Annotated in this window: 14 protein-coding genes; 10 read left to right on the top strand and 4 right to left on the bottom strand. The window is 69.6% G+C overall.

Going from position 1 to position 15,035, the window contains the following annotated elements; translation table 11 throughout:
* The first annotated feature begins 15 nt into the window (after nucleotides 1-15).
* On the top strand, nucleotides 16-507 hold the full coding sequence (locus QM792_RS02300) for a GNAT family N-acetyltransferase (protein WP_415147560.1): 492 nt from the start codon (nucleotides 16-18) through the stop codon (nucleotides 505-507).
* Here the strand turns inward: QM792_RS02300 and QM792_RS02305 are convergent.
* Nucleotides 504-695 (bottom strand): DUF2892 domain-containing protein, encoded by a 192-nt coding sequence (locus tag QM792_RS02305; protein ID WP_415147561.1) that lies wholly within the window; start codon nucleotides 693-695, stop codon nucleotides 504-506. The two genes, QM792_RS02300 and QM792_RS02305, sit on opposite strands and share 4 nt — an antisense overlap.
* A 91-nt stretch (nucleotides 696-786) precedes the next feature.
* Nucleotides 787-1,485, bottom strand: a complete 699-nt coding sequence (locus QM792_RS02310; RefSeq protein ID WP_415147562.1) for a Crp/Fnr family transcriptional regulator — start codon at nucleotides 1,483-1,485, stop codon at nucleotides 787-789.
* Between the two features lie 144 nt (nucleotides 1,486-1,629).
* On the opposite strand from QM792_RS02310, the gene mnmG reads away from it, so the two are divergent.
* The 4 genes from mnmG (at nucleotide 1,630) to QM792_RS02330 (ending at nucleotide 5,967) form a co-directional block, all read left to right on the top strand.
* Nucleotides 1,630-3,609 (top strand): tRNA uridine-5-carboxymethylaminomethyl(34) synthesis enzyme MnmG, encoded by a 1,980-nt coding sequence (mnmG, locus tag QM792_RS02315; RefSeq protein WP_415147563.1) that lies wholly within the window; start codon nucleotides 1,630-1,632, stop codon nucleotides 3,607-3,609.
* Complete coding sequence (gene rsmG, locus QM792_RS02320; protein ID WP_415147564.1) at nucleotides 3,599-4,279, top strand: 16S rRNA (guanine(527)-N(7))-methyltransferase RsmG; 681 nt, start codon at nucleotides 3,599-3,601, stop codon at nucleotides 4,277-4,279. Before mnmG ends, rsmG begins: the two co-directional genes overlap by 11 nt.
* Nucleotides 4,280-4,378: 99 nt before the next feature.
* On the top strand, nucleotides 4,379-5,152 hold the full coding sequence (locus QM792_RS02325) for a ParA family protein (protein ID WP_415147565.1): 774 nt from the start codon (nucleotides 4,379-4,381) through the stop codon (nucleotides 5,150-5,152).
* A gap of 641 nt (nucleotides 5,153-5,793) precedes the next feature.
* On the top strand, nucleotides 5,794-5,967 hold the full coding sequence (locus QM792_RS02330; protein ID WP_415147566.1) for a GNAT family N-acetyltransferase: 174 nt from the start codon (nucleotides 5,794-5,796) through the stop codon (nucleotides 5,965-5,967).
* A 4-nt stretch (nucleotides 5,968-5,971) separates the two neighbouring features.
* On the opposite strand, the gene argC is transcribed toward QM792_RS02330, so the two are convergent.
* Complete coding sequence (gene argC / locus QM792_RS02335; RefSeq protein WP_415147567.1) at nucleotides 5,972-6,913, bottom strand: N-acetyl-gamma-glutamyl-phosphate reductase; 942 nt, start codon at nucleotides 6,911-6,913, stop codon at nucleotides 5,972-5,974.
* Nucleotides 6,914-6,929: 16 nt separating this feature from the next.
* On the opposite strand from argC, the gene QM792_RS02340 reads away from it, so the two are divergent.
* From QM792_RS02340 to QM792_RS02360, 5 genes are all read left to right on the top strand, one after another.
* Nucleotides 6,930-7,505: an RBBP9/YdeN family alpha/beta hydrolase gene (locus QM792_RS02340; RefSeq protein WP_415147568.1), complete on the top strand. Its 576-nt coding sequence runs from the start codon at nucleotides 6,930-6,932 to the stop codon at nucleotides 7,503-7,505.
* A gap of 19 nt (nucleotides 7,506-7,524) precedes the next feature.
* Complete coding sequence (locus QM792_RS02345; RefSeq protein ID WP_415147569.1) at nucleotides 7,525-8,418, top strand: ParB/RepB/Spo0J family partition protein; 894 nt, start codon at nucleotides 7,525-7,527, stop codon at nucleotides 8,416-8,418.
* A gap of 291 nt (nucleotides 8,419-8,709) precedes the next feature.
* The gene (locus QM792_RS02350; RefSeq protein ID WP_415147570.1) at nucleotides 8,710-10,632 is read left to right on the top strand and encodes a PrkA family serine protein kinase; all 1,923 of its coding nucleotides are present in this window, start codon (nucleotides 8,710-8,712) and stop codon (nucleotides 10,630-10,632) included.
* Nucleotides 10,633-10,652: 20 nt separating this feature from the next.
* Nucleotides 10,653-11,930 (top strand): YeaH/YhbH family protein, encoded by a 1,278-nt coding sequence (locus tag QM792_RS02355; protein WP_415147571.1) that lies wholly within the window; start codon nucleotides 10,653-10,655, stop codon nucleotides 11,928-11,930.
* Nucleotides 11,927-13,555, top strand: coding sequence for a SpoVR family protein (locus QM792_RS02360; RefSeq protein WP_415147572.1), 1,629 nt, complete (start codon nucleotides 11,927-11,929; stop codon nucleotides 13,553-13,555). The genes QM792_RS02355 and QM792_RS02360 overlap by 4 nt, the downstream gene beginning before the upstream one ends.
* Here QM792_RS02360 and QM792_RS02365 read toward each other — a convergent pair.
* Nucleotides 13,540-14,976, bottom strand: coding sequence for a short-chain fatty acyl-CoA regulator family protein (locus QM792_RS02365; RefSeq protein WP_415147573.1), 1,437 nt, complete (start codon nucleotides 14,974-14,976; stop codon nucleotides 13,540-13,542). The genes QM792_RS02360 and QM792_RS02365 overlap by 16 nt on opposite strands.
* Nucleotides 14,977-15,035 lie beyond the last annotated feature (59 nt).

A 15,035-nucleotide genomic window follows, 5' to 3' on the forward strand; every position in this document is an offset into this window, starting at 1 on the left:
TGGCATCATCGCCGCATGGCCGATTCCAACCCTTCCGAGATCCATTGGCGCTGCAGCGCCTTCGAGCGCCTGAGCGTCGCCGAGCTGGACGCGATCTACCGCGCGCGCCAGCAGGTCTTCGTCGTCGAACAGAACTGCCCGTACCTCGACGCCGACGGCGTCGACCCGAGTTGCTGGCACCTTGCCGCGTGGCCGGCCGCGTCGACGGCATCACCCGGCGAGCCGCTGGCCTATGCGCGCCTGGTGGCGCCGGGCGTGAAGTACGCCGAGGCCTCGATCGGGCGCGTGATCACCAGCGCGGCCGCGCGCGGCACCGGGCTGGGCCGCGAACTGGTGCGCCGCGCGGTGGCCGAGGCCGAGGCGCTGTTCCCCGGCGGCGGCCTGCGCATCTCCGCGCAGGCGCACCTCGCGCGCTTCTACGGCGGCTTCGGCTTCGCCAGCGTCGGCGAGGAATACCTGGAAGACAACATCCCGCACATCGAGATGCTGCGGCCGCCGGGGCGCTAACGCTTCATCGGGCAGGTGTTGATGCCGAGCATCGTGTAGGCCGGGCACCAGCCGAGCGCTCCGGTGACCAGCGGCACGATGCCGATCCAGCCCCACATTCCCACCGTGCCGGTGGCGGCCAGGCCGATCAGCACGAGGCCGGCGATGATGCGCAGCGCGCGGTCCAGGGTTCCTGCGTTGGTTTTCATGGTGTCTGCTCCTGAGATCCGGCGCTCCAGGGGATACGGGCCGGGGTAGGCGCAGTGTGCGGCGCGCCGCGGCGCCGGTCTGTGACCGCGGTCACACAGCCGGAAGCTCGCCCGCCTCGCCAGCAGCCAGGCGGCGCAGCGCCGCGGCGTCCTTCAGCTCGATGCGCTCGCGGCCCAGCGCCAACCAGCCGGCGCGCTCGAAGCGGCGCAGCAGCCGCGTCACCATCTCGCGCACCGTGCCCAGCTCGTCGGCCAGCGCCTGGTGGCTGGTTTGCAGCACCTCGCCGTGGCCGAGCAGCGCGGCGGCCAGGCGCCGGTCGAGGCGCTGGAAGGCCACCGCCTCGGCCAGCTCCATCAGCTCGGCGAGCCGGTCGGCGAACACGCCGAAGACGAAGCGGCGGAACGGCTCGTGCGCGCAGCAGGCGTCCAGCGCTGCCGGCGACAGCACGGCCAGCCGCGTGGGCGCGGTGGTCTGGCCGTGCGCGCTGAGCAGATGGTGGCCGAACAGGCAGGAGGCCGAGACCACGCACAGCTCGCCGGGGCCGACGCGGTACAGCTCCAGCGAGCGCCCCTGCGCCGAGCCGCGCGCGACGCGCACCTCGCCGGCCAGCAGCAACGGGAAACCCTGGCAGGGCGACTGCTCCTCGAACACCGTGGCGGCGGCGGGCACGCTCAGCCACGCCGTCTGCCGCGTCAGCACCGTGTCGTGCAGCGCGGGCGGCAGCGCGGCCAGCGCAGGGTACAGGGCATCGAGCTGCTGGATCTCGGCGGCGGACGGTGGGGTGTTCATTGCGGAAGGCACGATAGCCGATCGCTCCCTACAATCTCGACCTGCTGAAAAATCAGGCAATCAGGATGACACCCCCCAGCTCACGTCGTTCGCTGCCCCCCGAGGGGGCGCTCAGTGGCTTCGGAACGGCCGGGCGCCACTGAGATGCTGTTCCCCCAGGAATTCGACGTGATCGTCGTCGGCGGCGGCCATGCCGGCACCGAGGCGGCGCTGGCGGCCGCCCGCATGGGCGCGGCCACGCTGCTGCTGACGCACAACATCGAGACCCTCGGCCAGATGAGCTGCAACCCGTCGATCGGCGGCATCGGCAAGGGGCATCTGGTCAAGGAGGTCGATGCGCTGGGCGGCGCGATGGCGCTGGCCACCGACGAGGCCGGCATCCAGTTCCGCATGCTCAACGGCTCCAAGGGCCCGGCGGTGCGGGCGACGCGCGCGCAGGCCGACCGCCTGCTCTACAAGGCCGCGATCCGCCGCCGGGTAGAGAACCAGCCGAATCTGTGGCTGTTCCAGGGCGCCTGCGACGACCTGGTCCTGCAAGGCGACCGCGTTGCCGGCGTCGTCACGCAAGTGGGCGTCCGCTTCGTGGCGCGGGCCGTGGTGCTGACGGCCGGCACCTTTCTCGACGGACGCATCCACGTCGGCCTGCAGAACCACTCGGCCGGCCGCGCCGGCGATCCGCCGGCGATTTCGCTCTCGTCCCGGCTCAAGGAACTGAAGCTGCCGCAGGGCCGGCTCAAGACCGGCACGCCGCCGCGCCTGGACGGCCGTTCGATCGACTTCACCCGCCTGACCGAGCAGCCCGGCGACGGCATGCCGGGTTCCGATGCACCCATGCCGGTGTTCAGCTTCGTCGGCGACACGGTGATGCACCCGCGCCAGCTCCCCTGCTGGATCACCCACACCAACGAGCGCACGCACGAAATCATCCGCTCCGGCTTCGACCGCAGCCCGATGTTCACCGGCGTGATCGAAGGCGTGGGCCCACGCTACTGCCCGAGCATCGAAGACAAGATCAACCGCTTCGCCGACAAGACGAGCCACCAGATCTTCCTCGAACCCGAGGGGCTGACGACGCACGAGTTCTATCCGAACGGCATCTCGACCTCGCTGCCCTTCGACGTCCAGATCGCCGCGGTGCGCTCGATGGACGGGCTGGAGAACGCGCACATCCTGCGCCCCGGGTATGCGATCGAGTACGACTACTTCGACCCGCGCGAGCTGACAGCGAGCTTCGAGACGCGCGCGATCGGCGGGCTGTTCTTCGCCGGCCAGATCAACGGCACCACCGGCTACGAAGAGGCGGCGGCGCAAGGCCTGTTCGCCGGCCTGAACGCGGCGCTGCAAGTGCGCGGCGAGCCGGCCTGGCTGCCGCGGCGCGACCAGGCCTACCTCGGCGTGCTGGTCGACGACCTGATCACCAAGGGCGTGACCGAGCCCTACCGCATGTTCACCAGCCGCGCCGAGTTCCGGCTGCAACTGCGCGAGGACAACGCCGACCTGCGCCTGACCGATGAAGGCCGGCGCCTGGGCCTGGTGGACGATGCGCGCTGGGCGGCGTTCAGCCGCAAGCGCGACGCGCTGGCGCGCGAGAGCGAGAAGCTGAAATCGACCTGGGTGCACCCCGGGCTGGTGACGGCGGCCGACGCCGAACGGCTGATCGGCAAGGCGCTGGAGCACGAATACAGCCTGGCTGAACTGCTGCGCCGGCCCGGCGTGGCCTTCGATCAAGTGGCGGAACTGGCCGCGATCACCAAGCCCGAAGCCGGCGTTTCACGTGAAACGCTGCGCGCCGAGCTGGGCGAGCGCCTGGCCGACGCGGTGATCGAGCAGGTGCAGATCGCCATCAAATACGCCGGCTACATCGACAAGCAGAACGAAGAGGTCGAGCGCGCCGCGGCCTACGAGAACCTGAAGCTGCCCGCCGAGCTGGACTATGCGCAGGTGACCGCCCTGTCCTTCGAGGTGCGCCAGAAGCTGGCGCGCCACAAGCCGCAGACGCTGGGCCAGGCCTCGCGCATCTCGGGCGTGACGCCGGCGGCGATCTCGCTGTTGCTGGTGCATCTGCGCAAGGGCCGCTTCAAGGGCTTCGCCGCGAACACCGAATCGGTCGACGATGCGGCCTGAGGCCTCGGCGCTCGGCCCGGCGCTCGGCCCGGCGCTGGCCGGCGTCTGCGAATCGCTGGGCCTGGCGGTCGACGCGGCCACGCAGGCCAGGCTGCTCGCCTACCTCGCGCTGCTGCAACGCTGGAACGCCACCTACAACCTGACCGCGGTGCGCGAGCCGGCCGAGATGCTGACCCAGCACCTGGCCGATTGCCTTGCGGTGGTCGGCCCGCTGCGCCGGCAGCTCGGCAGCAGTGCGGCGTGCCGCATCCTCGACGTCGGCAGCGGCGGCGGCCTGCCCGGCGTGGTGCTGGCCGCGCTGGAGCCGGCGTGGTCGGTGACGTGCGTCGATGCCGTGGGCAAGAAGGCCGCGTTCATCCGGCAGGCGGCGGTCGAACTGGGCTTGCGCAACCTGAGCGCCGAGCATGCGCGTGTCGAGTCGCTGAAAGCCGGCGGCTTCGACCTGATCGTCTCGCGCGCTTTTGCCTCGCTGGCCGACTTCGTGACGCTCACCCGGCCGTTGCTGGCGCCCACGGGCGTCTGGGCGGCGATGAAAGGCAAGACGCCGACGGCCGAACTGGTCGAACTGGACGCCCTGCCCGCCGGGATCGACGTGTTTCACGTGGAACCGATCACCGTACCCGGCCTGGACGCCGAGCGCTGCATCGTCTGGATGCGCCAACAGGCCTAGGCGCCCGGCCCCGGGCTGGTACATTCCTGAGTCGCGCCGCAGGGTATCCGCGGCGCGCCGTTCCTGGGCCCCGGCCCGCATTTCCCCCTCGCGAGTCACATGGCCCGAATCTTCTGCATCGCCAACCAGAAAGGCGGCGTCGGCAAGACCACCACCACCGTCAATCTGGCCGCCGGGCTGGCGCGCATCGGCCAGCGCGTGCTGGTGGTCGACCTCGATCCTCAGGGCAATGCCACGATGGGCTCGGGCGTCGACAAGCGCGCGCTGGAGCTGTCGGTCTACGACGTGCTGCTCGAAAGCGCCGGCATCGCCGAAGCGCGCCGCCGCAGCGAGAAAGCCGGGTTCGACGTGCTGGGCGCCAACCGCGAGCTGGCCGGCGCCGAGGTCGAGCTGGTCGAGCTGGAGCGCCGCGACAAGCGGTTGAAAGCCGCGCTGGCCGCCGTCGATGCCGAGTACGACTTCGTGCTGATCGACTGCCCGCCTTCGCTGAGCCTGCTGACGCTCAACGGCCTGTGCGCCGCGCACGGCGTGGTGGTGCCGATGCAGTGCGAGTACTTCGCGCTCGAAGGGCTGTCGGACCTGGTCAACACCATCAAGCAGGTGCACGCCAACCTGAACCCCGACCTGCAGATCATCGGCCTGCTGCGCGTGATGTTCGATCCGCGCATCACGCTGCAGCAGCAGGTCAGCGAGCAGCTCAAGGCGCATTTCGGCGACAAGGTCTTCGACACCGTGATTCCGCGCAACGTGCGCCTGGCCGAAGCGCCCAGCTACGGGCTGCCGGGCGTGGTGTTCGACCCCTCCTCGCGCGGCGCGGTCGCTTTCGTCGAGTTCGCCAACGAGATGGTGCGGCGCATCGAGGGCATGCGCTGACCGCCCGGGGCCGACGCCGATGCGCATGAACCCGGTCATCGCGCGCAGCTTCGACCCCTGTCTGCTGTCGCGCGTCGAAGACGCCGGCCTGAACGCCAGCGCCCCGCCGCAGCAGCGCTGGGTCGACGGGTGGCTGCTGCGCTTCTCGCCAGGCAAGGCCAAGCGCGCGCGCTGCATCAACGCGGTGGCGCCCGGGCGCATGCCGGCGGCGCACAAGCTGGCGCTGTGCGAGCCGGTGTATGCGCAGGCCGGGCTGCCGCTGATCATGCGCATCACGCCCTTCAGCGAACCCGCCGGGCTGGACGCGACGCTCGAAGCGATGGGTCTGCAGCGCTTGGCCGACACCCGCGTGATGGTGCTGGACGATGTGGCCAACATCGTGCCGCCCAGCCTGCCGGCGAACCTCGTCATCCAGCCGGTCGGGCTGGAGGCGTTTGCCCAGCGGGTCGGCGCGCTGCGCGGCTCGCCGCTGGCGCAGAGGCTCGCGCACGGCCAGCGGCTGGCGCAGTCGCCGGTGCCCTTTCATGCTTATGAAATGCGGCTGGACGGCGAAGTGGTCGCTTGCGGACAGTATGCGCAGGAGGCCGATCTGGTCGGGCTGTACGACATCTTCACCGCCGAATCGGCGCGCGGCCGGGGTTATGCCGAGCCGCTTGTGCGCCCGGATGCTGACCGAAGCGCACCAACACGGTGCGAAGCATGCCTACTTGCAGGTCGACAGCGACAACCACGCCGCGCGGGCCATCTACCACCGGCTCGGCTTCGCCGACGCCTACGCCTACCACTACCGGGCGCGCGACCCCGTAGCGGCCTGAGCGCTCAGAGGCCCAGGCCCTCGTCCACGCCCAGGTGCAGGTTCATCGCCTGCACGGCGGCGCCGCTGGCGCCCTTGCCGAGATTGTCGAGGCGCGCCATCAGCAGCGCCTGGGTGTCGTTGGCGAACACGAAGATGTCGACGCGGTTGGTGTCGTTGCAGGCCTGCACGTCGAAGAAGCCCGCTTCCAGCGTGGCCGGGTCGGACAGCGGCATCACGCGCACGAAGCGCTCGCCGCCGTAGTGTTTCACGTAGGCGGCGTGCAGCGCCTCGCCGGTCGTTCCGGCCGGCAATTGCGACAGATGCAAGGGCACACTCACTGTCAAACCCTTGTAGAAGCTGGCGACGATGGGCATGAAGTTCGGTGCCTGCGCAAGCCGCGCATGTGTCGTCATCTCCGGAATGTGCTTGTGCGCCAGCGTCAGCGCATAAGGCCGCGGCGAACTCAGGCGCGCATCGCCGCCCGCTTCGTACTGCTCGATCATCTTCTTGCCGCCGCCGGAATAGCCGGTGATCGAGGTCGCGCTGATCGGCAGCGCCGCCGGCACCAGGCCGGCATCGACCAGCGGGCGCAGCAGCAGGATGAAGGCCGAGGCGTGGCAGCCCGGGTTCGCGATGCGCTTGCTCTCACGCAGCGCGGCGCGCTGCCCGGGGGCCAGTTCGGGCAGGCCGAAGGCCCAGCCCGGCGCGGTGCGGTGTGCGGTGCTGGCGTCGATCAGGCAGGTCTTGGGGTTGGTCACCAGCGCGGCCGCCTCCTTCGCCGCCGCGTCGGGCAGGCACAGGAAGGCCACGTCGGCGGCGTTCAGCAGGCGCGCGCGCTCGGCCTGATCCTTGCGCTTGTCGGCGTGGATGCGCAGCACCTCGACGTCGTCGCGCTGGGCGAGATACTCGTGGATGCGCAGGCCGGTGGTGCCCTCCTGGCCATCGACGAACACGCGGGTCTTCATGTGAGGCTTCCAAACGATGAGCGACAAGCATAAGGCAAACCCTGAGCTCGACGGCCTCGCGGTGCTGCTGCTGCCGGGCTGGCTGAACTCCGGCCCCGAGCATTGGCAAAGCCGCTGGGAAGCGCTGCACGGCCATCGCCGCGTCGAGCAGGCCGACTGGGAATGGCCGCGCCGCGGCGACTGGATGGCGCGGCTCGACGACGTGCTGCTGCAGACCCCGCAGCGCGCGCTGCTGGTCGCGCACAGCCTGGGCTGCCAGCTCGTGGCGAGCTGGGCCGCGCATTCGGCGCTGCACGATCGTGTCGCCGCGGCGCTGCTGGTCGCGCCGCCGGACACCGAGCGCGACGACATGCCGCCGAACCTGTTCAACTGGCGCCCCATCGTGCGCCGCGCCTTGCCCTTCCCGAGCCTGGCGGTGGTCAGCAGCGACGACCCCTACTGCGCGCCGGCGCGCGCGCAGCGCATGGCGGCCGACTGGGGCAGCGAGCGGGTCGACATCGGCGCGCGCGGCCACATCAACGGCGAGTCGGGCCTGGGCGACTGGCCCGAGGGCCTGGCCCTGCTCGGCCGCGTGGCCGGGCGCGCCGGCTGATCGCGGACAATCGCGCCCCATGGTCACCAAGAAACCCAAGGGCCTCGGGCTCGGGCTGGAAGCGCTGCTCGGCCCCAAGGTCGCCGACGCGCCGCGCCCGGCCGGCGACGCGCCGCCTGCCGCGCTCAAGCTCGACGTGCTGCAGCCCGGCAAGTACCAGCCGCGCACGCGCATGGACGAGGGCTCGCTGTACGAGCTGGCCGAGAGCATCAAGGCGCAGGGCGTGATGCAGCCGGTGCTGGTGCGCCCGCTCGCCGGCGGCCGCTACGAGATCATCGCCGGCGAGCGGCGCACGCGCGCGGCGCGGCTGGCCGGGCTCGACGAAGTGCCGGTGCTGGTGAAGGACGTGCCCGACGAGGCCGCCGCGGCGATGTCGCTGATCGAGAACATCCAGCGTGAAGACCTCAACCCGCTCGAAGAGGCGCAAGGCCTCAAGCGCCTGACCGACGAGTTCGGCCTGACGCACGAGCAGGCCGCGCAGGCGGTGGGCCGCTCGCGCAGCGCGGCGAGCAACCTGCTGCGCCTGCTCAACCTGAGCGAGCCGGTGCAGCAGATGCTGATGGCCGGCGACCTCGACATGGGCCATGCGCGCGCGCTGCTGCCGCTCGACGGCGCGCAGCAGATCCTTGCCGCGAACGACGTGGCGGCGCGCAAGCTCAGCGTGCGCGAGGCCGAGAAGCTCGTCGCAAGACTGCAGCACCAGCGCCAGCAGCCGCTGCTGCGCGTGGCCAAGGAAAAGCCGCGCGACGTGACGCGCATCGAGGAAGAGCTGTCCGATGCGCTCACGGCCAGGGTCGAGATCCGCATCAAGAAGCGCACCAAGCGCGGCGAACAGGGCGAGGTGGCGATCGCCTTCGGCTCGCTCGACGAGTTGAACGGCCTGCTCGACAGGCTCGGCCTGTCCGCGCGCTGAGGCGTAGCGCGACGCGCGCTTTGCGAAACTTTGCACGCGCCGGCGTGCCCGTGCGTGCCGCGCCGATCAACCAATGTGCGCGAGGCACGTTAATTGCTGAATTCGCGGCGACAAGACCCTTATGAGGAACTACGCCCGAATGCACGGTTAAATCGGCTTTACGGCAGGAACGATTTGCCGCAAGCTTGAATCGACATCGCTGGACGCGCGAGACCGATACCGGAAAGCTCTGATGGAGCCCGCCAGGACTTCATCAGAACTTCCCCAGTCCTGAATGAACAGGAGATCGGCATGGACGTGATCAGCAGCTTCGCCGCGCGTTACGAGCGCACCCGCGAAGAAGAGCTCTCGCTCGAGGACTACCTCGCCGAGTGCAAGCGCAACCCCCTGGCCTACGCCACGGCCGCCGAGCGCATGCTCAAGGCCATCGGCGAGCCCCAGACCATCGACACGCGCAACGACCCGCGCCTGTCGCGCATCTTCGCGAACAAGATCATCAAGATCTATCCGGCCTTCGCCGAGTTCTACGGCATGGAGGACTCGATCGAGCAGGTGGTCTCGTACTTCCGCCACGCCGCGCAGGGCCTGGAGGAGAAGAAGCAGATCCTCTACCTGCTCGGGCCCGTGGGCGGCGGCAAGAGCTCGATCGCCGAGCGCCTGAAGCAACTGATGCAGGAGGTGCCCTTCTACGCGATCAAGGGCTCGCCGGTGAACGAGTCGCCGCTCGGGCTGTTCGACGCCGTGGAGGACGGGCCGATCCTGGAGAAGGAATACGGCATCCCGCGCCGCTACCTGAACCGCATCCTGTCGCCCTGGGCGGTGAAGCGCCTGGACGAGTACGGCGGCGACATCCGCAAGTTCAAGGTCGTCAAGCGCTACCCGTCGGTGCTCAAGCAGATCGGCATCGCCAAGACCGAGCCGGGCGACGAGAACAACCAGGACATCAGCTCGCTCGTCGGCAAGGTCGACATCCGCAAGCTCGAGACCTTCGCGCAGGACGACCCCGACGCCTACAGCTTCTCCGGCGGGCTGTGCCTGGCCAACCAGGGCCTGCTCGAATTCGTCGAGATGTTCAAGGCGCCGATCAAGGTGCTGCACCCGCTGCTGACCGCCACGCAGGAAGGCAACTTCAAGGGCACCGAGGGCTTCGGCGCGATCCCGTTCGACGGCGTGGTGCTCGCGCACAGCAACGAGAGCGAGTGGAAGGCGTTCCGCAACAACAAGAACAACGAGGCCTTCCTCGACCGCATCTACATCGTCAAGGTGCCGTACTGCCTGCGCGTCTCGGAAGAGATCAAGATCTACGAGAAGTTGCTGCGCGGCTCGTCGCTGGCCAACGCCACCTGCGCGCCCGGCACGCTGAAGATGATGAGCCAGTTTGCGGTGCTGACGCGGCTGAAGGAGCCGGAGAACTCGTCGCTGTTCAGCAAGATGCTGGTCTACGACGGCGAGAACCTGAAGGACACCGACCCGCGCGCCAAGAGCTTCCAGGAGTACCGCGACTACGCCGGCGTCGACGAGGGCATGAGCGGCATCTCGACGCGCTTCGCCTTCAAGATCATCTCCAAGGTGTTCAACTTCGACTCGACCGAGGTGGCCGCCAACCCGGTGCACCTGATGTACGTGCTCGAGCAGCAGATCGAGCGCGAGCAGTTCCCGGCCGAGACCGAGCAGAAGTACCTCGCCTTCATCAAGGAGCACCTGGCCACGCGCTACGCCGAGTTCATCGGCAAGGAGATCCAGACCGCCTACCTGGAGAGCTACAGCGAGTACGGCCAGAACATCTTCGACCGCTACGTCACCTACGCCGACTACTGGATCCAGGACCACGAGTACCGCGACACCGACACCGGCGAGGTGTTCGACCGCGCCAGCCTGAACGCCGAGCTGGAGAAGATCGAGAAGCCGGCCGGCATCGCCAACCCGAAGGACTTCCGCAACGAGATCGTCAACTTCGTGCTGCGCGCGCGCGCCAACAACGCCGGCAAGAACCCGCTGTGGACCAGCTACGAGAAGCTGCGCACGGTGATCGAGAAGAAGATGTTCTCGAACACCGAGGAGCTGCTGCCGGTGATCAGCTTCAACGCCAAGGCGAGCGCCGACGAGGCCAAGAAGCACGAGGACTTCGTGACGCGCATGGTCGCCAAGGGCTACACCGCCAAGCAGGTGCGGCTGCTGTGCGAGTGGTATCTGCGGGTGAGGAAGTCGTCCTGAGGCCGCGAGCCGAGGCACCGATGGCCCTGCAAAGCATCATCGATCGCCGGCTGGCGGGCAAGAACAAGTCCATCGGCAACCGCGAGCGCTTCCTGCGCCGCCACAAGGAGCAGATCCGTGAGGCGGTCAAGCGCGCGGTCGACGGCCGCGGCATCCGCGACATCGAGAACGGCGAGGACATCCGCATTCCCAAGCGCGACATCAGCGAGCCGGTGTTCGGCCACGGCCAGGGCGGCCGGCGCGAAATGGTGCACCCGGGCAACAAGGACTTCGTGCGCGGCGACCGCATCAAGCGGCCCGAGGGCGGCGGTGGCGGTGGGGGCGGCGGCGGGCAGGCCAGCGATTCCGGCGAGGGCGAGGACGACTTCGTCTTCCACCTCAGCAAGGAAGAGTTCATGCAGGTCTTCTTCGACGACCTCGCGCTGCCCAACCTCGCGCGCACCACGCTGGCCGAAACGCCCGAGTACAAGACGCACCGCGCCGGCTTCTCCAGCGACGGCACGCCCAACAACCTGCACGTGGTGCGCTCGATGCGCGGCGCGCTGGGCCGGCGCATCGCGCTGGGCACCGAGTCGCGCCGCGAGCTGCGCGCGCTGGAAGAGCGCCTGGCCGAGATGAAGCGCCAGGGCGAGGCGCCGGCGCGCGAGATCGAGGAAGTCGAGCGGCAGATCGAGGCCCTGCGGGCGCGGCTCGACCGCATTCCCTACCTCGACCCGATCGACCTGCGCTTCCGCAGCCGCGTGCGCGTGCCGGTGCCCACCTCCAAGGCGGTGATGTTCTGCCTGATGGACGTCTCCGGCTCGATGGACGAGGCGCGCAAGGACCTGGCCAAGCGCTTCTTCATCCTGCTGTACCTGTTCCTGACGCGCCACTACGAGAAGATCGACATCGTCTTCATCCGCCACCACACGCAGGCGCAGGAGGTCGACGAGCACGAGTTCTTCCACGCCACCGAGACCGGCGGCACGGTGGTCTCCAGCGCGCTGGTGCTGATGGACGAGATCGCGCGCGCGCGCTACCCGACCAGCGAGTGGAACATCTACGGCGCGCAGGCCAGCGACGGCGACAACTGGCACCACGACAGCGGCCGCTGCCGCGATCTGCTGAACGACCGCATCCTGCCGCTGTGCCGCTACTTCGCCTACGTGCAGGTGGCCGAGGAAGAGCAGAACCTGTGGGACGAATACGCCGCGCTGGCCGCCGAGAGCAAGGTCTTCGCGGTGCGCAAGGCGACCGAGGCCAGCCAGATCTACCCGGTGTTCCGCGACCTGTTCAAGAAGGAAGGGCACCCCGCATGACGCGCAAGGCCAACTTCGTGCCCGACGGCACCGCCGACCTGTTCGAGCCCGAGCTCGCCGGCGCGCTGAAGGGCCGCGTGCGGCGCGCCGCCGACATCGTGACGCCGCCGCGCGCCGCGCGGCCGCTGGAGGCGCCGAGCGACTGGTCGTTCGAGCTGATCGAGCAGTACCACGCGGTGATCCGCGAGACCGCCGAGCGCTTCGGCCTCGACACCTACCCGAACCAGCTCGAGATCATCACCGCCGAGCAGATGATGGACGCCTATGCCTCGGTGGGCATGCCGGTGAACTACCGCCACTGGAGCTACGGCAAGGAGTTCATCGCCACCGAGAAGAACTACAAGCGCGGCCACATGGGGCTGGCCTACGAGATCGTCATCAACTCCAACCCCTGCATCAGCTACCTGATGGAGGAGAACACGATGGCGATGCAGGCGCTGGTGATCGCGCACGCCGCCTACGGCCACAACAGCTTCTTCAAGGGCAACTACCTGTTCCGCATGTGGACCGATGCGGCGTCGATCATCGACTACCTCGTCTACGCGAAGAACTACGTCGCCGACTGCGAGGAGCGCCACGGCGTCGCCGCGGTCGAGGAGCTGCTCGACAGCTGCCACGCGCTGATGAGCCACGGCGTCGACCGCTACCGCCGCCCGAGCAAGCTCAGCCTGACGCAGGAGCTGGCGCGCAGCAAGGACCGCGAGGCCTACGCGCAGCAGCAGGTCAACGACCTGTGGCGCACGCTGCCGAAGAAGGCCGAGAAGGCCGCCGACGAGAAGGAGCCGCGCCGCTTCCCCGAGGAGCCGCAGGAGAACCTGCTGTACTTCATCGAGAAGAACGCGCCGCTGCTCGAACCCTGGCAGCGCGAGGTGGTGCGCATCGTGCGCAAGGTGGCGCAGTACTTCTACCCGCAGCGCCAGACGCAGGTGATGAACGAGGGCTGGGCGACCTTCTGGCACCACAAGCTGCTCAACACGCTGTACGACGACGGCCGCATGTCCGAGGGCATGATGATCGAGTGGCTGAAGTCGCACACCAACGTGGTGTACCAGCCGCCGGTGGGCCACCCGCACTACAGCGGCATCAACCCCTACGCGCTCGGCTTCGCGATGTACACCGACATCAAGCGCATCTGCGAGAACCCGACCGACGAGGACCGCGCCTGGTTCCCCGCCATCGCCGGCAGCGACTGGCTCGAGACGCTCGACCACGCGATGCGCAACTTCAAGGACGAGAGCTTCGTCGGCCAGTACCTCAGCCCCAAGCTGATGCGCGACTTCCGGCTGTTCTCCATCGTCGACGACGAGCGCGACAGCGAGCTGGAGGTGGCGGCGATCCACGACGAGAGCGGCTACCGCGCGGTGCGCGAGGCGCTGTCGCGCCAGTACGACCTGGGCCAGCGCGAGCCCAACATCCAGGTGTGGAGCGTCAACCTGCGCGGCGACCGCTCGCTGACGCTGCGCCACACCCAGCACGACGACCGCCCGCTGCACGACACCGCGCAGGAAGTGCTCAAGCACGTGGCGCGGCTGTGGGGCTTCGGCGTGCACCTGGACAGCGTCAACGCCCGAGGCGAGACCACCAAGCGCTGGAGCGTGCCGCCGCCGGCTCAGCAGGGCGGCTGAGGCTCGCTCGCGTAGGGCTCGGGCAGCCGCTCGTCCTCGCGGATGCGCAGCGCCCGCCCCAGCGCCGGGAAGGCGCGCTGCGCGCAGGCCGGGCGGTCGCAGACCTTGCAGCCCGGGCCGATCGGCGTGGCGGCGGCGGCGTCCAGCGCCAGCCCGCGCGAGTAGACCAGCCGGTCGGCGTGGCGGCGGTCGCAGCCGAGCGCGACGGCGAAGGCGCGCTCGGGCGCGCCGAAGCCGCCGCCCGGGCTGCGCACGCTGCGCGCGATCCACAGGTAGGTGCGGCCGTCGGGCATCTGCGCGAGCTGCGTCAGCACGCGGTCGGGCTGCGCGAAGGCTTCGTACACGTTCCACAGCGGGCAGGTGCCGCCGCTGCGCGAGAAGTGGAAGTCGGTGGCCGACTGGCGCTTGGAGATGTTGCCCGCGCGGTCGACGCGGATGAAGAAGAAGGGCACGCCCGGCGCCTCGGGCCGCTGCAGCGTCGACAGGCGGTGGCAGACGGTCTCGAAGCTCACGCCGAAGCGACGCGCCAGCAGCTCGATGTCGTAGCGCAGCGCCTGCGCCGCGGCCAGGAAGGCGCCGTAGGGCAGCACCAGCGCGCCGGCGAAGTAGCTCGCCAGGCCGATGCGCGCCAGCGCGCGCGACTCGGCGCCGCGCAGCGCCGCGCCGGCCACGCGCTGCGCGATCAGCTCGCCGGCCTCCAGGAACGCGAGCTGCACGCCGAGCTGGAAGCTGCGCTGGCCGGGCGTCAGCCCGGGGTGCAGGCGCAGCACGCGGCGCGCGTCGTCGAAGCGGCGCAGCGCGCCGTCCGCGTCGCTCTCGGCGGTCTGCACCGCGATACCGTGGCGTTGCTTGAGCAGGCGTTGCAGCGGCTGCGCCAGCTCGCCGGCCAGCAGCGAAGCCGGGCGCAACTGCGCGTGCAGCGACTCGGCGAGCGCGTCGAGCTCGGCGATGTGGTTGTGGTTGGCGTAGAAGAAGTCGCGCACCTCCTCGTGCGGCTGGCTCGGCGCGACGCCGCTGAGCGCGGCGCGGTCGCCGGCCTCGTCGGCCAGCGCTTCGAGCCGCTCGCGCGCCTCGCGCGCCTGGCGGTGCAGCTCGATCATGCGCCGCGCCACCGCCGGCATCTGCTGCGCCAGCGAGCGCAGCTCGGCGGCGGCGATCGCGGCGCCCGGGCCGGTGTCGACGGCGGCGTCCTGCAACTGCGCGACCAGGCGCGCCTCCTCGTCCTCGGAGAACCATTGCAGGTCCACGCCCAGCGCCGCCTGCAGCCGCAGCAGCACCGGCACCGACAGCGGGCGCTGGTTGTTCTCGAGCTGGTTGACGTAGCTGGGCGACAGCGCCAGCAACTGCGCGAGCGCCGCCTGCGTCAGGCCGCGCTGCTCGCGCAGCGTGCGCAGCCGCACCCCCATGAACGTCTTGCGCATCCCGGCCGCCCTTGTTCGCAAACTTCGCAGATTTGCAGAATCCGCTTCGCTTTCCTTCG

Origin of the sequence: Piscinibacter sp. (assembly GCF_047600445.1) — a bacterium.
Classification (GTDB): domain Bacteria; phylum Pseudomonadota; class Gammaproteobacteria; order Burkholderiales; family Burkholderiaceae_C; genus Piscinibacter.